Origin of the sequence: Limnomicrobium aquaticum, from assembly GCF_040545545.1 — a bacterium.
In the GTDB taxonomy this organism is placed as follows: domain Bacteria; phylum Pseudomonadota; class Alphaproteobacteria; order Rhizobiales; family Rhizobiaceae; genus Ensifer_A; species Ensifer_A aquaticum.
Genome location: NZ_JBEPMB010000001.1, coordinates 1,273,652 through 1,291,019, shown reverse-complemented (window position 1 = coordinate 1,291,019; position 17,368 = coordinate 1,273,652). Strand labels below are relative to the sequence as shown.

The window sequence follows — 17,368 nt, the reverse complement described above, 5'->3', positions numbered from 1 at the left end:
GGATACAATAATATGCCGAAACGCATTCTGCAGGGCACCGTAGTCAGCGACAAGAACGACAAGACCGTTGTCGTTCGCGTCGAACGCCGTTTTGCCCATCCCCTGCTTCAGAAGACCGTTCGCCGGTCCAAGAAGTACAAGGCGCATGACGAAACCAACCAGTACAAGGTCGGCGACGTCGTTTCCATCGAGGAATGCGCACCGATCTCCAAGGATAAGCGCTGGACGGTTGTTGCCGCCCAGTGAATTATGAAGATTTCGGGTCTAGGCCTTGCCTTTGTCCCAGAAATCTGTATGAAGCAGCCATTGGCGTGAAGGACGCTGGAATCAGCGTCCTTTTGCTTTACGCGCTCGGCAGGTCCTTGATTGGATACCACCTTGCAAAAGATCCTTCCGCGCGAAAAACATCCAGGCGTGTTCCCGATAGCTGGTTTCGGTTGTCGGTCTAAGAACATGCCGCTTTGAATGTGTCCATAAGCTGGAATAGGGGCCTCCCCGGAGGCCAACCGTTCCGGTCAATAATAGAAGGCGACCTGACATGATTCAGATGCAGACTAACCTCGACGTTGCCGACAATTCCGGCGCACGTCGTGTCATGTGCATCAAGGTGCTGGGCGGCTCCAAGCGCAAGTACGCTTCCATCGGCGACATCATTGTCGTTTCGATCAAGGAAGCCATCCCGCGCGGCCGCGTCAAGAAGGGCGATGTTATGAAGGCGGTTGTCGTTCGCACCGCCAAGGACATCCGTCGTCCGGACGGCAGCGTCATCCGCTTCGATAACAACGCAGCCGTTCTTATCGACAACAAGAAAGAGCCGATCGGCACCCGTATCTTCGGACCGGTTCCGCGCGAACTTCGCGCCAAGAACCACATGAAGATCATCTCGCTGGCTCCGGAAGTGCTGTAAGGAGCTGACCGATGCAAAAGATTCGTAAAGGCGACAAGGTTGTCGTTCTGACCGGCAAGGACAAGGGCAAGTCTGGCGAAGTCGTCAGCGTCAGCCCGAAGGAAAACCGCGCGGTCGTCCGTGGCGTCAACGTTGTTGTTCGTCACCAGAAGCAGACGCAGACCCAGGAAGCTGGTCTCGTCCGTAAGGAGGCCTCCATCGACCTCTCCAACCTCGCGATCGCCGACCCCAAGGACGGCAAGCCGACCCGCGTCGGTTTCAAGATCGAAGGCGACAAGAAGGTTCGCGTGGCCAAGCGTTCGGGAGTTGTGATCGATGGCTGAGACCAAGTACGAGCCCCGGCTCAAGAAGGACTACGTTGAGCGTATCCGCAAGGCGATGCAGGAGCAGTTCTCCTACGCCAACGAGATGCAGATTCCGAAGCTCGACAAGATCGTCATCAACATGGGTGTGGGTGAGGCAACTGCCGACTCCAAGAAGCCCACGGTTGCTGCCGCTGACCTCACGGCGATCGCCGGCCAGAAGGCCGTCATCACCCGCGCCCGCAACTCGATTGCAGGCTTCAAGGTACGTGAAAATATGCCGATCGGCGCAAAGGTCACCCTGCGCGGCGCTCGCATGTATGAATTCCTTGACCGTCTCGTGAACATCGCTCTCCCGCGCGTTCGCGACTTCCGGGGCTTGAACCCGAAGAGCTTTGACGGCCGTGGCAACTTCGCCATGGGCATCAAGGAGCACATTGTGTTCCCTGAAATCAACTACGACAAGGTTGATCAGATGTGGGGCATGGACATCATCGTTTGTACGACGGCTACCAAGGACGACGAAGCACGGGCTCTTCTGAAAGAGTTCAACTTCCCGTTCCGCGCGTAATCGTTACGGCAAGCGTTTAGAAGGAAGCACAAAATGGCGAAAGTCAGCGCAGTCGAAAAGAACAAGCGCCGCCGCAAGCTGGTCGCCGGTCAGGCTACCAAGCGCGCCGCGCTCAAGGCTGTGATCATGAACCAGGAACTGCCCATCGAGGAGCGGTTCAAGGCAACACTGAAGCTTGCGGCTCTGCCGCGTAACGGCTCCAAGACCCGCATCCGTAACCGTTGCGAAGTCACCGGCCGTCCGCGCGCTTACTACCGTAAGCTCAAGATGTCGCGTATCGCGCTCCGTGAACTTGGCAACTTCGGCTCCGTGCCGGGCCTTGTTAAGTCGAGCTGGTAAGAGGGAGACAGGCAAATGACGATGACTGATCCTCTGGGCGATATGCTCACACGTATCCGCAACGGCGTATCCCGCCGCAAGTCCTCCGTAACGACGCCAGCTTCCAAGCTGCGCGCTCGCGTACTGGATGTCCTGCAGGCTGAAGGCTACATCCGCGGCTATTCCGAAGTAACGTTCGACAACGGCAAGACCGAACTGTCGATCGAACTGAAGTACTACGAAGGCGCGTCCGTGATCCGTGAGATCGCCCGCGTTTCCAAGCCGGGCCGCCGGGTTTATGTCTCGGTCAAGTCCATTCCGCAGGTCGCGAACGGTCTCGGCATCACCATCCTTTCGACTCCGAAGGGTGTGATGGCCGATCACCAGGCTCGCGAACAGAATGTTGGTGGCGAGGTTCTCTGCTCGGTCTTCTAAGGCCCGAGCAGGATCTCCATAACGAACAGACAGGTTTGAAAAAATGTCTCGTATCGGTAAAAAGCCCGTTCCGGTCCCTGCAGGTGTGACGGCTTCTGTCGAAGGACAGAAGGTTTCCGCAAAGGGCCCGAAGGGCGAGCTGCACTTCGTCGTCAATGACGAAGTTCTCGTAAAGTTGGAAGACAACGCTGTCGTGGTTACGCCCGCGACGCAGACGAAGGACGCTCGGTCCAAGTGGGGCATGTCCCGCACGATGATCGAGAACATCTTCAAGGGCGTCAAGGACGGCTACGAGCGCAAGCTCGAAATCAACGGCGTCGGTTATCGTGCGGCTCTGCAGGGCAAGAACCTGCAGCTCGCGCTCGGTTTCTCGCACGACGTAGTTTATGAGCCGCCGCAGGGCATCACCATTGCCGTTCCGAAGCCGACGGAAATCGTCGTCTCTGGCATCGACAAGCAGATTGTCGGCCAGGTCGCTGCAGAAATCCGCGAATATCGTGGCCCCGAACCCTATAAGGGCAAGGGCGTCAAGTACGCAGGTGAACGCATCGTCCGCAAGGAAGGCAAGAAGAAGTAAGGATAACGCGATATGGCTAGCAGGAAAGAAACTCTTGTGCGTCGCGCCAGCCGCGTTCGCCGACAGCTTAAGAAGGTGGCCAATGGCCGCGCGCGGCTCTCCGTTCACCGCACTTCGAAGAACATCTACGCGCAGATCATCGATGACGTTGCCGGCCGCACGCTGGCAGCTGCTTCGACCCTCGACACCGGCCTCAAGTCTTCGCTGAAGACCGGCGCTGACGTCGCTGCCGCGGCCGCCGTTGGCAAGCTCGTCGCCGAGCGTGCCGCTGCTGCAGGCGTCAAGACGGTCGTCTTCGATCGTGGCGCGTTCCTCTACCACGGCCGCGTCAAGGCGCTCGCCGAGGCAGCCCGCGAAGGCGGTCTGGAGTTCTAAGTTCGGATCCGGGGCTTTCTAGCCCCGGTTTCCATTCTCAGGTTTCATACCTGATTTCGCCGGATCGGCTTGCACCTCAAAAGAGGGCAGGGCGGTCCATCATTGTTTGCCGATTGCACCCGGAAAAGAAAAAGGAAAAGGACAATGGCACAAAAGGAACGTGCACCGCGCGAAGAGCGTCAGGGCCGTGAAGAGCGCGACAGCGAATTTGTCGACAAGCTCGTAGCAATTAACCGCGTCGCGAAAGTGGTCAAGGGTGGCCGTCGTTTCGGTTTCGCAGCACTCGTCGTTGTCGGCGACCAGAAGGGCCGCGTCGGCTTCGGTCACGGCAAGGCGCGTGAAGTGCCGGAAGCGATCCGCAAGGCTACCGAATCCGCCAAGCGCGACCTGATCTTCGTTCCGCTGCGCGATGGCCGCACGCTGCACCACGACGTGCACGGTCGCCACGGCGCCGGCAAGGTTCTGCTCCGTTCGGCCAAGGCCGGTACGGGCATCATCGCAGGCGGCCCGATGCGCGCCGTTTTCGAAACGCTCGGCATGCATGACGTCGTCGCCAAGTCGACCGGTTCGTCGAACCCCTACAACATGGTTCGCGCAACGTTCGACGCCCTCAAGCATCAGGTTCACCCGAAGGACATCGCAGCTCAGCGCGGCATCAAGTATGCAACGCTTCAGGCTCGCCGTGCTGCCTCCGGTTCTGCCTCTGAAGAATAAGGGGATTTGAACAATGGCTAAGAAAGCAACCGCTGTCGCCAAGAAGACCCTCGTCGTCGAACAGATCGGCTCGCCGATCCGTCGCCCCGACGTTCAGCAGAGAACGCTGATCGGTCTCGGCCTCAACAAGATGCACCGTCGTCGTGAACTGGAAGACACCCCTTCCGTTCGTGGCATGATCCGTGCCGTCAGCCACCTCGTTCGCATCGTCGAAGAGAAGTAAGACGGGGAGACCAAGATGAAACTCAACGAAATCAAGGACAACGAAGGCGCTCTGCCTTCGAAGAAGCGCCTGGGCCGCGGTATCGGCTCCGGCAAGGGCAAGACCGGTGGTCGCGGCGTCAAGGGTCAGAAGGCTCGTTCGGGCGTTGCCATCAACGGTTTCGAAGGCGGCCAGATGCCCATCTACCGCCGTCTGCCGAAGCGCGGCTTCAACAACATCTTCGCGGCTGAATACGTCACCGTTTCGGTTGGCCGTATCCAGGCTGCGATCGATGCCAAGAAGCTCGACGCCAAGAAGACGATCGATGCCGCAGCTCTCGTTGCTGCCGGCGTTCTCCGTCGCGCCAAGGACGGCGTCCGCGTTCTGTCGGACGGCGAACTGAAGGCCAAGGTCGAACTCGAAGTCAGCGGCATCTCCAAGGCTGCTGCTGAAAAGATCGAGAAGGCTGGCGGTTCGGTCAAGATCCTCGGCGAAGCAGCTGCAGAGTAATCATTGAAAATTGATCGCCCGGTGTCTTCACACCGGGCGATTTTGCTTCCATATGAAAGCCTCGCGGTCTCGGCGTCGTTTCTTCGGCGTGCGGGGCAGACCAGAGCGCGGGTGAGGCATCGGGCGGCGGCATCGTCGCATGGAGGCCTGCGTTTCGACCGGGCCGTTTGATAAAGCGCTTTTTCGTTTGACATCTGCCCGAAACAATTGAATTCAAAGCGTGCCTGTGGCTTTGCGCCGCGGCGTGTGGGAACTAGGTCGTCGCCGACCGGCCGCTGGATGCGGGGAGGGGGCGAGGGCCGCGCGGAGAAATAGATGGCTTCTGCAGCGGAACAATTGGCTTCAAACCTGAACTTTGCGACCTTCGCAAAGGCTGAGGATCTCAAAAAGCGGCTCTGGTTTACCCTTGGCGCGCTTCTGGTCTACCGCTTCGGTACCTACATTCCGCTTCCGGGCCTGAATCCCGATGCCTTCGCCAACGCCTTCAAGGGCCAGTCCGGCGGCATTCTCGGTCTCTTCAACATGTTCTCCGGCGGCGCCGTCTCGCGCATGGCGATCTTCGCGCTCGGCATCATGCCCTACATTTCCGCCTCGATCATCGTGCAGCTCATGACATCGGTCGTCCCTGCGCTCGAAAACCTGAAGAAGGAAGGCGAGCAGGGCCGCAAGGTCATCAACCAGTATACCCGTTACGGCACGGTTCTGCTCGGTACGCTGCAGGCCTATGGCATTGCAGTCGGCCTTGAGCATTCCAATGGTGTTGTCGCCGATCCGGGCTGGTTCTTCCGCCTTTCGACCGCCGTCACGCTACTTGGCGGCACCATGTTCCTGATGTGGCTGGGTGAGCAGATCACTTCGCGCGGCATCGGCAACGGCATTTCGCTGATCATCTTCTCAGGGATTGTCGCCAATCTGCCGCATGCACTCGCCGGCACCCTCGAGCTCGGCCGCACCGGTGCGCTGTCGACTGGCGTGATTCTCGCCGTCCTCGTCGTTGCCGTGCTGGTCATTGCCTGCATCGTCTTCATGGAGCGCGCCCAGCGCCGCCTGCTGATCCAGTATCCGAAGCGTCAAGTGGGCAACCGCATGTTCCAGGGCGATACCTCGCATCTGCCGCTGAAGCTCAACACGGCAGGCGTTATCCCGGCCATCTTCGCCTCGTCGCTCCTGCTGCTGCCTGCGACGCTCGCAGGCTTCTCCAACGCCTCCAATATGCCGACCTGGGCCACGACCGTGATTGCGGCGCTGGGCCACGGTCAGCCGCTCTACATGGTCGCCTATGCGGGCCTCATTGCCTTCTTCTCGTTCTTCTATACGGCCATCGTCTTCAACCCGACGGACACGGCCGACAACCTCAAGAAGCATGGCGGCTTCATTCCGGGTTACCGTCCTGGTGAACGCACCGCACAGTATATCGACTACGTCCTGACGCGCATCACGGTTCTCGGTGCGATCTACATGGTGCTGGTCTGCATTCTGCCGGAAATTCTCATCGCTGAGACAGGCGTACCATTCTACCTTGGTGGTACATCGCTTTTGATTGTTGTCAGCGTCACCCTCGATACGGTAGCACAGATTCAAGGCCATCTTATTGCCCAGCAGTATGAGGGCCTGATCAAGAAGTCGAAGCTCCGTGGAGGAAAGAGGGGAAAATGAGACTGATTCTTTTAGGCCCGCCGGGCGCAGGGAAGGGAACCCAGGCCCAGCGGATCGTGGAGAAGCATGGCATTCCGCAGCTCTCCACCGGGGACATGCTGCGCGCCGCCGTCAAGGCCGGCACGGAAGTAGGCAAGCGCGCCAAGGCGCTCATGGATGCCGGTTCGCTGGTTAATGATGACGTGGTGATCGGGATCGTCTCCGAGCGCATCGATCAGCCGGACTGCGCCAAGGGTTTCATTCTCGACGGCTTCCCGCGCACGCTCGTTCAGGCTGATGCTACGGAAAAGATGCTGTCTTCGAAGGGCATGAAGCTGGACGTGGTCATCGAGATGCAGGTGGACGACAGCGTGCTCGTCGATCGAGTCTCCGGTCGCTATACCTGTGCCAGCTGCGGAACGGGATACCACGACCGCCTGCAGAAGCCGAAGGTGGAAGGCGTCTGCGACAAGTGCGGCTCGACCGAATTCAAGCGCCGTCCGGACGACAACGCCGAAACGATGACGACGCGCTTGCGGGCCTATTACAAGGAAACGTCGCCGCTGATCGGTTACTACCACGCCAAGGGTCTCCTCAAGAGCATCGACGGCATGGCCGAAATCGACGAGGTGACCGCCTCGATCGAAACAATTCTCGGGAAGCTCTGAGCTTCCCGAAAATTTCTAGGCGGAACGGTTGCTTTTTTGCAGCGATTCCGTTAATGACCGCGCAACTCGCGACAGACAAGTCGATCGGCGCGGACTCTGGAAGACAGGAGCCCGGGCGCGGTCGTATTGACATGTCCCGGTCAATATATTGGAACCACGGCCTTTCGGGGTCGAAAAAACAGGAACTCCCCGCCTGGGAAGGCCGGGATATGAAGGAGAATACGCGTGGCACGTATCGCTGGCGTTAACATCCCGACTGCAAAGCGCGTAGTCATCGCGCTTCAGTACATTCACGGGATCGGCCCGAAGTTTGCTCAGGAGATCATCGAGAAGGTCGGTATTCCGGCCGAGCGTCGTGTGCATCAGCTCACCGACGCGGAAGTTCTCCAGATCCGCGAAACCATCGACCGCGACTACGCAGTCGAAGGCGACCTGCGTCGCGAGACCTCGATGAACATCAAGCGTCTGATGGATCTCGGCTGCTACCGCGGCCTGCGTCATCGCCGCTCGCTGCCTGTTCGCGGCCAGCGCACGCACACGAACGCCCGCACCCGCAAGGGTCCGGCCAAGGCGATCGCCGGTAAGAAGAAGTAATTCTTGATGAATTGCGACAGGCGGGTAGCGAGTGGGGAGGCCCCGTTCGCTACCCGCTTTCCGCTATTTGTCATGAAGGTGTAGCCGCTGGGACTACGGCGGCGTAGAGATCAACGAAGGGAATACCATGGCCAAGGAAGCCACACGCGTTCGCCGTCGCGAACGTAAAAACATCACGTCGGGCGTTGCACACGTCAACTCGACTTTCAACAACACGATGATCACCATCACCGACGCACAGGGCAATGCGATTGCCTGGTCGTCTGCTGGCGCCAAGGGCTTCAAGGGCTCGCGCAAGTCGACCCCGTTCGCTGCCCAGATCGCTGCCGAAGACTGCGCCAAGAAGGCTCAGGAACACGGCATGAAGTCGCTCGAAGTCGAAGTTTGCGGCCCCGGTTCCGGTCGCGAATCGGCTCTGCGCGCTCTGCAGGCTGCCGGCTTCATGATCACCTCGATCCGTGACGTGACCCCGATCCCGCACAACGGCTGCCGCCCGCGCAAGAAGCGCCGCGTCTGATCATCGGAATTCACCGAGCCGGCGGCGTCTGCTGTCGGCGCTTCAATGCTCGGCCGTCACGATTGGATGGTGACGGCGAACGGAAGGTAAAGACACATGATTCAGAAAAACTGGCAGGAATTGATCAAGCCGAGCAAGGTCGAGTTCACCTCTTCGGGTGCGACCAAGGCGACGCTGGTCGCCGAGCCGCTTGAGCGCGGCTTCGGCCTGACGCTCGGCAACGCGCTGCGCCGCGTTCTTCTGTCCTCGCTGCGCGGCGCTGCCGTCACGGCGGTTCAGATCGACGGCGTTCTGCACGAATTCTCGTCCATCCCGGGCGTTCGCGAAGATGTCACCGACATCGTCCTGAACATCAAGGAAATCGCCATCAAGATGGAAGGCGACGATGCCAAGCGCATGGTCGTCCGCAAGCAGGGTCCGGGCACGGTCACCGCTGGCGACATCCAGACGGTCGGCGACATCGAGATCCTGAACCCGGATCACGTCATCTGCACGCTCGACGAAGGCGCTGAAATCCGCATGGAATTCACCGTCAACAACGGCAAGGGCTATGTGCCTGCAGAGCGCAACCGCGCTGAAGACGCGCCGATCGGCCTCATCCCGGTCGACAGCCTGTATTCGCCGATCAAGAAAGTGTCCTACAAGGTGGAAAACACCCGTGAAGGCCAGGTTCTTGACTACGACAAGCTGACGATGACGATCGAGACCAACGGCTCCGTCACCGGCGAAGATGCCATCGCTTTCGCAGCCCGCATCCTCCAGGACCAGCTCTCGGTCTTCGTCAACTTCGACGAACCGCAGAAGGAAGCCGAAGAAGACACGGTTACCGAACTCGCCTTCAACCCGGCCCTCCTCAAGAAGGTCGACGAGCTGGAGCTTTCGGTCCGTTCTGCGAACTGCCTCAAGAACGACAACATCGTCTACATCGGCGACCTCATTCAGAAGACGGAAGCAGAAATGCTCCGCACTCCGAACTTCGGTCGCAAGTCGCTGAACGAAATCAAGGAAGTTCTCGCTTCCATGGGCCTGCATCTCGGCATGGAAGTGCCCGCATGGCCGCCGGAGAACATCGAAGATCTCGCCAAGCGCTACGAAGACCAGTATTAACCCGGAGCCGGTGAGACCGGCTCCTTGTTTCAATTGATGCAGATCCGAACGGAAAACCGGTTTCCACTTTTCCTGGATTTGCCTGATCAAACTACGGGTCTTCCGGCCCGCAAGTGAAGGAGAATAGCAATGCGCCATCGCAATTCAGGCCGCAAGCTGAACAGAACCGCCAGCCACCGCAAGGCAATGTTCGCAAACATGGCTGCCTCGCTCATCACGCATGAGCAGATCGTCACCACCCTGCCGAAGGCGAAGGACCTGCGTCCGATCGTCGAGAAGCTGGTTACCCTTGGCAAGCGGGGCGATCTTCATGCTCGTCGCCAGGCCATTTCGCAGGTCAAGGACATCGACGCCGTTCAGAAGCTGTTCGACGCGATTGCCACCCGCTACGCATCGCGCAACGGCGGCTACCTGCGCATCATGAAGGCCGGCTACCGTCAGGGCGACAACGCTCCGCTCGCCGTCATCGAATTCGTTGACCGCGACGTTTCCGCCAAGGGCGCAGCCGACAAGGCCCGCGTCGAAGCAGAAGCTGCGGCTGAAGCTCAGGCTGCCTGATTGGCTGATCGATCTTGAGATGAATAAGGGCCGGGTGCTGCAAAGCGCCCGGCCTTTTTCTATCGTTAAAAATTGGTTATTGAATCACTTGCAAAGGGTAGAGTTCGTCACCATTTCACCATAGTTACGCCATGTTTCGCGAAAGGGAACACTATGAGTGTCGATGTGAACGGGTTGGTAGTGGACGGTGCCCAGAAGTACGCAACGGAATATTTAACCTATCAAATCAAAAAATCCTTTCCGTTTGTCGACGATGTATTATCAAGGGCGGTAACATCCTTCGGGAAAAAAGCAGTAAATTTGGGGCCGCGCAAAAGTATTTTTGGTACAGGCCTTATCGTGACATCTCTATTGTTCAGTGCTTCAGATCTTGGACAGGGCAAACGAGATGATGTGCAACGTTTCGTTCCACAAGGAAATTTTGGTCAGCTTCCGGCAAGACCTGTCATGCCGCCAGATCCAAAGAACTTCTCGAGGCCGGCGCATCCTGCTGCTCCGTCTAGTGCAGCCGCTGGGACGCCTAAAGGAAAGCCGAAGCAGGTCTCAAAGCGCGGGCAAATATCGCGTCCCAATCTTTTGGAAAACTTGGATAAGCTGCTTCCTCGAACCAGCTTTGGTAGCTCTGTGAACTCTGAGGGCGGTGACTGCTGATGAGCGTTGGGTTAGCCGGATTTAAGTTTATGCATTAGGATCTGTCGCGTCCTCACGGCAGGAGATGCAGCCAGAACGGAATCGGGAGGATCGACAGGGCGGTCGAAGCAATCACGACCGCCGCGTTCGCGCGCTTGGCGACGCCATAATAGTGCGCGAAGAGATAAGCGTTGACCCCAGGTGCCATCGCCGCCGTCATGACCTATGAGCGCAGATCTGAAACGCTGGCGGAAAAGACCAGGTGGCCGAACAGATAGGTGAGGCCGGGATGGGTGATCAGTGAACAGCTGCAGATCATCGCAACGGTTGCCTTGTCGCCATCCAGCCTGTAGCGTCGCAGCACCGCGCCCGGGCCGAAAAGGGCGGTCGGAATGGCGGTCGATGCCAGCATTCCGATGGCTGACTGGATGGAGGAAGGGGACGGTCAGGCCGGAAAGATTGACCGCAAAGCCCGAAAGAACGCCGAAGATCAACGGCTGCAGGGCCACGGTGCGGATAATGTGTGTCGTCAGCTTTGCGGGCCGACAGACTGTGCCCATGCGCGCGGGCAAGCTCCATGCAGAGAATGCCGAGCGGATGGAAGAAGGGCGAGTGCATCGAGATGATCGCGAAATTGCCAGCCAGTGCTGCCGCTCCATAGGCGCACTCGGTGATCGGCAGGCCCAGCAGCAGCGAATTCGAAAAGAGGCAGGCAAAGCCGATGGCCACCGTATCCGGCATGGCATGCTTGAAAATGAAATCCGCGCCCGCAAGCCCGATGCAGAAACTGATCAGCGCGCCGACCTAGGAGAGTTTCAGCCAAGCTGGCAACGATAGTTTATCGCCGCAACAGCGGAACGAGACCATGTCGAGCAGCAAACACCCTTCATTGAGACGCGCAAGTCTCCACGCGGCCTATGTGAGTGGAACGATTGCCCTGACTTCGATCCTCCTGCTGCGCTTCCATTTCATCTACGGCTACCCGGTCGGCGATAGTACCCAATACAACGTACCGTGGTCCGTTGCCTTTTCCCAACAGTTCTGGTCCGGCGACTGGTATCCGCGATGGCTCTTTGCCTTTCCTGCGAATATCGGCGGCCCGGTCTTCTATTTTTACGGCCCGCTACCCTTCTACGCTCTGGCCTTCATCTCGGCCCTCGCGCCCGGCCTGTCGCCAACGGAAACGCTGACTGTCTTTCATGGACTGCTCTACGGGTTTTCGGGGCTCGCCTTTTACGTCTGGGCGAGGCGCCATGCATCCTCCGGTGCGAGCCTCCTTGGTGCATGCCTCTACATGGGCGCACCGTATCATTTCATCGATATCGAGCACCGGAACGCCATAGGCGAGGCCATGGCTTTCATCCTCGTGCCGCTGATCTTCCGTTACCTGCTGGATGTCGAAATGCAGGGTCGACGGTGGTTGCGGGCAAGTCTGCTCTACGCAGCACTGATTATCTCGCATCTTCCCAGCGCGCTGCTGACGACGCCGTTCATGATCCTGTCGACCGCCATCGTCTACCGCGACGCGCCCGTCCGCGGTCTGATCCGTCTGGGCGTGACCGGCTGCTGCGGCTTGCTGCTGGCGGGCATCTATCTCGCACCGGCATTGGCTTTGCGGGACTGGCTGCCATCGGATGCGTGGCTGACGGACGCCAATAGCTGGCCGGAGACCTGGTTGCTGCCGGGCGGTTTCTTCTTCCGTGCTGGCGGGCTCTTTTTCGGGGCGATTCTGTCTCTGGTCGCTCTTGCGGGTTGCCTGCAACTCGGCCTCTGGATGGCTCATAGGCATAGGAAGAGAGAGGACCGCGCCCGCCCCGTTGTGGTCGCCGCCTGGGTCGGGCTCGCGGTCTCAATCGTCATGTTCAGCGAAGCGAGTGTTTGGCTCTGGACGCATGTCGGACCGCTCCGAAACGTGCAGTTTCCGTTTCGCCTGGGCGTGATCACGGATTTTCTGTCCGTAACGATCATCGTATGCGCTCTGCAGCGGTTGCTTGAGATGGCGCATAGGGCGGTCTCCGCTGTCTGGGTCGGCGCAACGGTCGCCGTCGTGTTCATGGCGACCACCGGCCTGATGTCCGTTCCGGATTTCGCCGCCGTCTATCTCGGCAGGTTGCCACAGGTGGATGAGAAGCCGCTGGAATGTTGCGTCCAGGCCTCCGAATACTGGATGGGGTCGGTATTGCACAGCCCGCTTTTTGCGAGCCTCAAGACAAGGAAGGCCTATCAGGCCGCCGTCGGCGCATTTCCTGCGCTTGATCCGAGGCGGGCGCTCACGCAGGACGAGGCGCTTGAGGGCAGGCAAGTGGCAGGTCGGCTTGTGATCGAAGCCAGGCTGTCCGCGCCGGCCGAGGTCCGCATCGGCCAGGCCTATCTTCCGGAATGGCGGTTGGCGGCAAACGGGTCGGCAGAAGCGGTGCCCCTGCGGAGCGACCCGGATACCGGCCTGACGCTTGCGGAACTGCCTGCCGGCAGCCACCAGTTCGCGCTTTTCATCCCGGAGACTGAGGCCGAGTGGTGGGGTAAATGGGCAAGTGTCGCGGGATTGCTCCTGACGTTCGCGGCTGCGCTGATGTTCAGGGAAGAGCCGATTACGGCAACAAGTGAAGCCAGAGCGGGATCGTGAGGATGGAGAGGGCCGTGGCCGCGATGACGGCTGCAGCATTCACGCGCTTCGCCACGCCATAATAGTGCGCGAACAGATAGGCATTCACCCCCGGCGCCATCGCCGCCGTGATGACGGCCGAACGCTGGTCGGATACGCTGCCGGCGAAAACGGAATGGCTAAGCAGATAGGTGATCGCCGGATGCAGTAGGAGCGAGCAGACGCAGATCATCGCCACCGTCGCCTTGTCGCCATCCAGCCGATAGCGCCTGAGCACGGCGCCCAGTCCGAAGAGGGCGGTCGGAATGGCTGTCGCGGCGATCATTCCGGCAGCTGACTGGACCGAGGAGGGAAGGGCAAGCCCTGTCAGGTTGACGGCAAAGCCTGCCGTGATCCCGAAAATCAGCGGCTGCACGGCAACGGCTCGCACGATGCGAGCGGCGATGTGGCGCTTGGCGAGCCCGTGGCCGTGAGACTTGGCGATTTCCATGCACAGAATGCCGAGCCCATAGAAGATCGGCGCATGAAGCGAGATAATGGCGAAATTGCCCGCCAGCGCTTCGGTTCCATAGGCACGTTCGGTAATGGGGACACCGAGAAGTAGCGTGTTGGAGAACAGGCAGGCAAACCCAATGGCCACGGCATCGGGAAGCGCGCGCTTGAAGACGAGGATCGCTCCTGCAAGCCCCACCCCAAAGCTGATCAAAGCGCCGAGATAGAAGCTCAGAAGCAGCCCCGCATCATAGGCGTGCGACAGATCGAGCGCGGAGATGGATTTGAACAACAGGATCGGCGCGCCAATGTTCTGCGCATAGCGCATCAACCCGTCGATGGCCTCCTCGGAGAGGATTTTCGTCCAGGCGGCCAGATAGCCAAGGCCGAGAACAAGAAAGACGGGAAGGATGACATCGATGGTGGAGTTCAAAGGTGCCCTCCGGCGGAGACCTGATTTCCGCGTGGCGCATCGTCCGCCGGGAATGGACATCTATTCCGGGACATGAATGGTCGCCTTGATATGCTTGAGATGCGCGATGATGGTGAAGGTCATGATGATGACCAGCGACCATGAACTCCATTTCCCGACATGGACCAGCGACCAGGCGCCAATCTGGTTGGGATATCGCCAAACGCCGAAAAAGGTCGAAAAGTTCTCCGATAGCCAGATGAAAAAGCCGATGAGAGCGAAGGCGAGCGACAGCGGCATCTGCCGGTCGCGGTCATGAGGCCGGAAGATGACGGTGGAGCGGGCGTAGAGCCCGAGCGCGCAGGCGGCCAGATACCAGCGGTAGTCGCCGATGAAATGATGGGTGAAGAAGTTCAGATAGATGCAGAGCGCCAGCGCCGAGGCCATCCAGTAACTCGGATAGTGGCGGATGCGCAGATCGAAGAGCCGCCAGGCCTGGATGATGTAGCTGCCGACGGCCGCGTACATGAAACCCGCAAACAGCGGCACGCCGAAGAGCTTCGTATAGGCAAAATCGGGATAGGACCAGGACTGGATCGCACCGGATGTCTTGAAGGCCTCGAGAATGAAGCCGACGACATGGAAGAGAAAGATCGCCTTGGCCTCATCGAGCGTTTCCAGCCGCGCCCAGAGCAGAAATCCCTGGATCGCAAGCGCGATGATCAGCAAGACATCGTAGCGGGGGATGCCGAAAAGCCCCTGGTGAGGGATGACCATTATTGCCAGAAAGAACAGCCCGGCAAACAGGCACGCGCGCCCCTCCTTGACGCCGAAATAGACGAACTCGACCAGAAACCTCGCAAAGCCCGACAGTTCCGGCCACGGCCGCGCGTTGACCAGGAATTCATCGAAGTGCGCGAGGCCGGGGAGTTTTGCGGCAGTGGGAAAATTCATCTGTTGCCTTAAGACGCTGCAATGAAATACGCAGACATGAAACAGACATAACCACGTCGCTGCAATCTGGAAAACGCATGTCGCACGATCGATTTCGGGTTTTTTCACTGGTTGCCGCAGCGCTGACGATGGTCGCAGGGCTGGCGCTGCGGGGATATGGCTACAGCATCGGGCTCACCTTCCCGGTCGTCAAATACGGCGGCTCGGTGCTCTGGGGCAGCATGGTCTATTTCCTGACACTGGCTCTTCTCCCACACGCGCGCCGTTCCACCACGCTTCTGGCGGCAAGCATGTTCTCCGTCGCGGTCGAGCTTTTTCGCCTCGTTCATGTCGATGCGCTGGATGCGTTCCGGTTGACGACGGCAGGAGCATTGCTGCTCGGGCGGGTCTTTTCCGCCTGGAATATCGTCGCCTATCTGGTCGGCATTGCGCTGGCTTGTGCCGTTAGTGCGCTGTTCCCCGCTCGATCCTGCCGCAAATCGGTTTCGTCCTGATCAGGCCTTCGCCAGCCGCTTCGCTTTCATCCGCTCCTTGCGCCAGTTCATGATCGGCTTCTTGAAGACGCGGAAGCCGAGGAGCAGGGCGGTGAGCACGATATAGATCGTCTGCTCGACGATCAGCACCTTGGTCGACATGACGAAATGCACGACGCCTGCGATGATGACGAGATAGGAGAGCTTGTGAAGCTTGTTCCAGCGCGGGCCCAGCCTGCGGATCGAGAAGCGGTTCGAGGTGAGCGCCAGCGGGATCAGCATGATGAAGCCGAGCATGCCAATGGTGATATAGGGACGCTTCACGATGTCCGGGATGATGGCAGAGAAATCGAGCGCCCGGTCAAGCGTTAGATAGACGGTGAAGTGGAAGAGCACATACCAAAAGCCGAGAAGTCCCAGCGCCCGGCGATAGGCGATCAGGTTCGGCCCGCCGAGAATGAAGATCGGCGTCACGGCAAGCGTCGCCAGAAGGAAACGGATCGCCCAGAAGCCGAGATTGTGCTCGAAGGTGACGACCGGATCGGCCCCGAGATTCCCTGTGGCCCCGAGATAGAAGTACCAGACCGCCGGGATGAGCCCGACGATGTAAAGCGCCCAGATTTTCACCGGCAGCCAGTTGAACGGCCGGGCACGGGCTGCGGGACGGGTGGAGGTGGCGGTCATCGTGGAAAGTCCTCATGCGCGGGGCGCGGCCTGATGGCTGCCGCCCGGCGCATAGCTGTCAGTAATAGGTCTTGATGAGATCCATGCCGGAATAGAGGCTTGCGACCTCCTCATAACCGTTGAACATCAGCGTATCGCGCCGCTCGCCGCCACCGCTGAAGAAGCCGCTCTTCCCACCGATGCGCCGTTCGGTCGCCTGGCTCCAGCGCGGATGGTCCCGCTTCGGGTTGACGTTGGAATAGAAGCCATATTCGTTCGCAGCGGCCTTGTTCCAGGAGCACGGCGGCTCCTTGTCCGTGAGCGTGATGCGCACAATGGATTTGATGCTCTTGAAACCATACTTCCACGGCACGATGAGCCGGATCGGCGCGCCCGACTGGTTCGGCAGCGCCTCGCCATACATGCCGACCGCCATGAGGGTCAGCGGCTGCATGGCCTCGTCAAGCCGAAGCCCATCGACATAGGGCCATGGTAACGGCTGGAAATAGCCTTTCTGGCCGGGCATTTCTTCCGGGCGCACGACGGTCTCGAAGGCGACATATTTGGCCGAGCCCAGCGGCTCCACCTTCTTCAGAAGTTCGGACAGCTGGAAACCGTCCCACGGAATGACCATCGACCAGGCTTCGACGCAGCGGAAGCGATAGATGCGCTCTTCGATGGGCATGGTCGCCAGCAGGTCCTCGTAGCCGAAGGTCTGCGGCTTGGCGACCATCCCGTCGACCTTGATCGCCCAGGGTAGAGGCTTGAACTTGCCGGCGTTCTTGGCCGGATCGGACTTGTCCGTGCCGAATTCGTAGAAGTTGTTGTAGGTGGTGGCGGACTCCTTCGGCGTGACGGTCTCGCCCTTGGCGTCGTCCACCTTGTTGCCGATGCGGATCGGCGTTGCGGCAAAGGCGGAGCCGCCGGTGAGCGCGAGACCGCCTGCGGCAGCAGCGCCTGCGATCAACTGGCGGCGGTTCAGGTAGACGCTCTTCGGCGTGATCTCCGAGGAGGGGATGCGGGGCGGACGATAGGTCATGGCTCTCTTCCATCGCTTCATTCGGCTTGGTACCTGCCTATACGGGCAAATAAGCCGGAAGGTTTCATGGAGAGAAGGAAAACAGGTTCCGCTATCACATGGAAGAGGGGGAG

General features: G+C 59.5%; 27 protein-coding genes. 21 read left to right on the top strand and 6 right to left on the bottom strand.

The genetic code is table 11. From position 1 onward, the window contains the following. The first annotated feature begins 12 nt into the window (after positions 1-12). From rpsQ to ABID16_RS06345, 18 genes are all read left to right on the top strand, one after another. Positions 13-246: a 30S ribosomal protein S17 gene (rpsQ, locus tag ABID16_RS06430; protein ID WP_109857960.1), complete on the top strand. Its 234-nt coding sequence runs from the start codon at positions 13-15 to the stop codon at positions 244-246. 292 nt (positions 247-538) lie between these two features. Beyond that, the gene (gene rplN / locus ABID16_RS06425) at positions 539-907 is read left to right on the top strand and encodes a 50S ribosomal protein L14 (RefSeq protein WP_007770138.1); all 369 of its coding nucleotides are present in this window, start codon (positions 539-541) and stop codon (positions 905-907) included. A gap of 11 nt (positions 908-918) precedes the next feature. Continuing rightward, positions 919-1,230 carry a 50S ribosomal protein L24 gene (rplX, locus tag ABID16_RS06420; protein ID WP_109857959.1) on the top strand — a complete coding sequence of 104 codons (312 nt, stop codon included), beginning with the start codon at positions 919-921 and terminating at the stop codon, positions 1,228-1,230. Next, positions 1,223-1,780, top strand: coding sequence for a 50S ribosomal protein L5 (gene rplE / locus ABID16_RS06415; RefSeq protein ID WP_112627626.1), 558 nt, complete (start codon positions 1,223-1,225; stop codon positions 1,778-1,780). Before rplX ends, rplE begins: the two co-directional genes overlap by 8 nt. A gap of 33 nt (positions 1,781-1,813) precedes the next feature. Continuing rightward, positions 1,814-2,119 (top strand): 30S ribosomal protein S14, encoded by a 306-nt coding sequence (rpsN, locus tag ABID16_RS06410; protein WP_112697861.1) that lies wholly within the window; start codon positions 1,814-1,816, stop codon positions 2,117-2,119. A gap of 15 nt (positions 2,120-2,134) precedes the next feature. Then, the gene (gene rpsH / locus ABID16_RS06405; RefSeq protein ID WP_109857956.1) at positions 2,135-2,533 is read left to right on the top strand and encodes a 30S ribosomal protein S8; all 399 of its coding nucleotides are present in this window, start codon (positions 2,135-2,137) and stop codon (positions 2,531-2,533) included. Between the two features lie 43 nt (positions 2,534-2,576). Continuing rightward, positions 2,577-3,110, top strand: a complete 534-nt coding sequence (rplF, locus tag ABID16_RS06400; RefSeq protein ID WP_354555482.1) for a 50S ribosomal protein L6 — start codon at positions 2,577-2,579, stop codon at positions 3,108-3,110. A 12-nt stretch (positions 3,111-3,122) separates the two neighbouring features. Next, positions 3,123-3,485 (top strand): 50S ribosomal protein L18, encoded by a 363-nt coding sequence (gene rplR / locus ABID16_RS06395; RefSeq protein ID WP_112697857.1) that lies wholly within the window; start codon positions 3,123-3,125, stop codon positions 3,483-3,485. A gap of 144 nt (positions 3,486-3,629) precedes the next feature. After that, positions 3,630-4,199, top strand: coding sequence for a 30S ribosomal protein S5 (gene rpsE / locus ABID16_RS06390; protein WP_230826911.1), 570 nt, complete (start codon positions 3,630-3,632; stop codon positions 4,197-4,199). Between the two features lie 13 nt (positions 4,200-4,212). Continuing rightward, on the top strand, positions 4,213-4,422 hold the full coding sequence (rpmD, locus tag ABID16_RS06385) for a 50S ribosomal protein L30 (RefSeq protein WP_354555481.1): 210 nt from the start codon (positions 4,213-4,215) through the stop codon (positions 4,420-4,422). Between the two features lie 15 nt (positions 4,423-4,437). Then, positions 4,438-4,911, top strand: a complete 474-nt coding sequence (gene rplO, locus ABID16_RS06380) for a 50S ribosomal protein L15 (protein WP_354555480.1) — start codon at positions 4,438-4,440, stop codon at positions 4,909-4,911. 315 nt (positions 4,912-5,226) lie between these two features. Continuing rightward, entirely contained in the window at positions 5,227-6,567 is a 1,341-nt protein-coding gene (gene secY, locus ABID16_RS06375; RefSeq protein WP_354555479.1) for a preprotein translocase subunit SecY, read from the top strand. After that, a complete protein-coding gene (locus ABID16_RS06370) occupies positions 6,564-7,214 on the top strand; it encodes an adenylate kinase (protein ID WP_354555478.1) in 651 nt (216 codons plus the stop codon). Before secY ends, ABID16_RS06370 begins: the two co-directional genes overlap by 4 nt. Positions 7,215-7,439: 225 nt before the next feature. After that, on the top strand, positions 7,440-7,808 hold the full coding sequence (gene rpsM / locus ABID16_RS06365; RefSeq protein WP_230826906.1) for a 30S ribosomal protein S13: 369 nt from the start codon (positions 7,440-7,442) through the stop codon (positions 7,806-7,808). Positions 7,809-7,935: 127 nt separating this feature from the next. Further along, the gene (gene rpsK, locus ABID16_RS06360) at positions 7,936-8,325 is read left to right on the top strand and encodes a 30S ribosomal protein S11 (RefSeq protein ID WP_007766864.1); all 390 of its coding nucleotides are present in this window, start codon (positions 7,936-7,938) and stop codon (positions 8,323-8,325) included. Positions 8,326-8,421: 96 nt separating this feature from the next. Continuing rightward, a complete protein-coding gene (locus tag ABID16_RS06355) occupies positions 8,422-9,432 on the top strand; it encodes a DNA-directed RNA polymerase subunit alpha (RefSeq protein WP_354555477.1) in 1,011 nt (336 codons plus the stop codon). A 129-nt stretch (positions 9,433-9,561) separates the two neighbouring features. Then, positions 9,562-9,990 carry a 50S ribosomal protein L17 gene (gene rplQ, locus ABID16_RS06350; RefSeq protein ID WP_354555476.1) on the top strand — a complete coding sequence of 143 codons (429 nt, stop codon included), beginning with the start codon at positions 9,562-9,564 and terminating at the stop codon, positions 9,988-9,990. Between the two features lie 153 nt (positions 9,991-10,143). Next, complete coding sequence (locus tag ABID16_RS06345) at positions 10,144-10,641, top strand: hypothetical protein (protein WP_354555475.1); 498 nt, start codon at positions 10,144-10,146, stop codon at positions 10,639-10,641. A 52-nt stretch (positions 10,642-10,693) separates the two neighbouring features. Here the strand turns inward: ABID16_RS06345 and ABID16_RS06340 are convergent, their stop codons facing one another. Beyond that, on the bottom strand, positions 10,694-10,840 hold the full coding sequence (locus tag ABID16_RS06340) for an AEC family transporter (RefSeq protein ID WP_354555474.1): 147 nt from the start codon (positions 10,838-10,840) through the stop codon (positions 10,694-10,696). A gap of 3 nt (positions 10,841-10,843) precedes the next feature. Beyond that, on the bottom strand, positions 10,844-11,032 hold the full coding sequence (locus ABID16_RS06335; protein WP_354555473.1) for a hypothetical protein: 189 nt from the start codon (positions 11,030-11,032) through the stop codon (positions 10,844-10,846). A gap of 146 nt (positions 11,033-11,178) precedes the next feature. On the opposite strand from ABID16_RS06335, the gene ABID16_RS06330 reads away from it, so the two are divergent. Both ABID16_RS06330 and ABID16_RS06325 read left to right on the top strand, forming a co-directional pair. Then, positions 11,179-11,457 (top strand): hypothetical protein, encoded by a 279-nt coding sequence (locus tag ABID16_RS06330; RefSeq protein WP_354555472.1) that lies wholly within the window; start codon positions 11,179-11,181, stop codon positions 11,455-11,457. A gap of 28 nt (positions 11,458-11,485) precedes the next feature. Continuing rightward, positions 11,486-13,243 (top strand): 6-pyruvoyl-tetrahydropterin synthase-related protein, encoded by a 1,758-nt coding sequence (locus ABID16_RS06325; protein ID WP_354555471.1) that lies wholly within the window; start codon positions 11,486-11,488, stop codon positions 13,241-13,243. On the opposite strand, the gene ABID16_RS06320 is transcribed toward ABID16_RS06325, so the two are convergent. Both ABID16_RS06320 and ABID16_RS06315 read right to left on the bottom strand, forming a co-directional pair. Next, positions 13,209-14,147 carry an AEC family transporter gene (locus ABID16_RS06320; RefSeq protein ID WP_354555470.1) on the bottom strand — a complete coding sequence of 313 codons (939 nt, stop codon included), beginning with the start codon at positions 14,145-14,147 and terminating at the stop codon, positions 13,209-13,211. The genes ABID16_RS06325 and ABID16_RS06320 overlap by 35 nt on opposite strands. Positions 14,148-14,207: 60 nt before the next feature. Next, complete coding sequence (locus tag ABID16_RS06315; RefSeq protein ID WP_354555469.1) at positions 14,208-15,080, bottom strand: DUF817 domain-containing protein; 873 nt, start codon at positions 15,078-15,080, stop codon at positions 14,208-14,210. 77 nt (positions 15,081-15,157) lie between these two features. On the opposite strand from ABID16_RS06315, the gene ABID16_RS06310 reads away from it, so the two are divergent. After that, positions 15,158-15,574, top strand: coding sequence for a ribosomal maturation YjgA family protein (locus tag ABID16_RS06310; protein ID WP_354555468.1), 417 nt, complete (start codon positions 15,158-15,160; stop codon positions 15,572-15,574). Here ABID16_RS06310 and msrQ read toward each other — a convergent pair whose 3' ends face one another. After that, positions 15,575-16,237: a protein-methionine-sulfoxide reductase heme-binding subunit MsrQ gene (gene msrQ, locus ABID16_RS06305; RefSeq protein WP_354555467.1), complete on the bottom strand. Its 663-nt coding sequence runs from the start codon at positions 16,235-16,237 to the stop codon at positions 15,575-15,577. Between the two features lie 58 nt (positions 16,238-16,295). Then, a complete protein-coding gene (msrP, locus tag ABID16_RS06300) occupies positions 16,296-17,255 on the bottom strand; it encodes a protein-methionine-sulfoxide reductase catalytic subunit MsrP (protein ID WP_354555466.1) in 960 nt (319 codons plus the stop codon). Positions 17,256-17,368: the final 113 nt, after the last annotated feature.

Bases quoted from the DNA above. Each gene is read 5' to 3' on its own strand.
- rpsK (WP_007766864.1), top strand. From the start codon at position 7,936: ATGGCCAAGGAAGCCACACGCGTTCGCCGTCGCGAACGTAAAAACATC.
- rplQ (WP_354555476.1), top strand. From the start codon at position 9,562: ATGCGCCATCGCAATTCAGGCCGCAAGCTGAACAGAACCGCCAGCCAC.
- ABID16_RS06345 (WP_354555475.1), top strand. From the start codon at position 10,144: ATGAGTGTCGATGTGAACGGGTTGGTAGTGGACGGTGCCCAGAAGTAC.
- rpsE (WP_230826911.1), top strand. From the start codon at position 3,630: ATGGCACAAAAGGAACGTGCACCGCGCGAAGAGCGTCAGGGCCGTGAA.
- ABID16_RS06355 (WP_354555477.1), top strand. From the start codon at position 8,422: ATGATTCAGAAAAACTGGCAGGAATTGATCAAGCCGAGCAAGGTCGAG.
- msrQ (WP_354555467.1), bottom strand. From the start codon at position 16,237: ATGACCGCCACCTCCACCCGTCCCGCAGCCCGTGCCCGGCCGTTCAAC.
- rpsH (WP_109857956.1), top strand. From the start codon at position 2,135: ATGACGATGACTGATCCTCTGGGCGATATGCTCACACGTATCCGCAAC.
- ABID16_RS06370 (WP_354555478.1), top strand. From the start codon at position 6,564: ATGAGACTGATTCTTTTAGGCCCGCCGGGCGCAGGGAAGGGAACCCAG.
- rpsQ (WP_109857960.1), top strand. From the start codon at position 13: ATGCCGAAACGCATTCTGCAGGGCACCGTAGTCAGCGACAAGAACGAC.
- ABID16_RS06335 (WP_354555473.1), bottom strand. From the start codon at position 11,032: ATGCTGGCATCGACCGCCATTCCGACCGCCCTTTTCGGCCCGGGCGCG.
- rplO (WP_354555480.1), top strand. From the start codon at position 4,438: ATGAAACTCAACGAAATCAAGGACAACGAAGGCGCTCTGCCTTCGAAG.
- ABID16_RS06310 (WP_354555468.1), top strand. From the start codon at position 15,158: ATGTCGCACGATCGATTTCGGGTTTTTTCACTGGTTGCCGCAGCGCTG.
- ABID16_RS06330 (WP_354555472.1), top strand. From the start codon at position 11,179: ATGCGCGCGGGCAAGCTCCATGCAGAGAATGCCGAGCGGATGGAAGAA.
- ABID16_RS06315 (WP_354555469.1), bottom strand. From the start codon at position 15,080: ATGAATTTTCCCACTGCCGCAAAACTCCCCGGCCTCGCGCACTTCGAT.
- secY (WP_354555479.1), top strand. From the start codon at position 5,227: ATGGCTTCTGCAGCGGAACAATTGGCTTCAAACCTGAACTTTGCGACC.
- rplR (WP_112697857.1), top strand. From the start codon at position 3,123: ATGGCTAGCAGGAAAGAAACTCTTGTGCGTCGCGCCAGCCGCGTTCGC.
- rpmD (WP_354555481.1), top strand. From the start codon at position 4,213: ATGGCTAAGAAAGCAACCGCTGTCGCCAAGAAGACCCTCGTCGTCGAA.
- rpsN (WP_112697861.1), top strand. From the start codon at position 1,814: ATGGCGAAAGTCAGCGCAGTCGAAAAGAACAAGCGCCGCCGCAAGCTG.
- rplX (WP_109857959.1), top strand. From the start codon at position 919: ATGCAAAAGATTCGTAAAGGCGACAAGGTTGTCGTTCTGACCGGCAAG.
- ABID16_RS06340 (WP_354555474.1), bottom strand. From the start codon at position 10,840: ATGACGGCGGCGATGGCACCTGGGGTCAACGCTTATCTCTTCGCGCAC.
- rplE (WP_112627626.1), top strand. From the start codon at position 1,223: ATGGCTGAGACCAAGTACGAGCCCCGGCTCAAGAAGGACTACGTTGAG.
- rplN (WP_007770138.1), top strand. From the start codon at position 539: ATGATTCAGATGCAGACTAACCTCGACGTTGCCGACAATTCCGGCGCA.
- rplF (WP_354555482.1), top strand. From the start codon at position 2,577: ATGTCTCGTATCGGTAAAAAGCCCGTTCCGGTCCCTGCAGGTGTGACG.
- msrP (WP_354555466.1), bottom strand. From the start codon at position 17,255: ATGACCTATCGTCCGCCCCGCATCCCCTCCTCGGAGATCACGCCGAAG.
- ABID16_RS06325 (WP_354555471.1), top strand. From the start codon at position 11,486: ATGTCGAGCAGCAAACACCCTTCATTGAGACGCGCAAGTCTCCACGCG.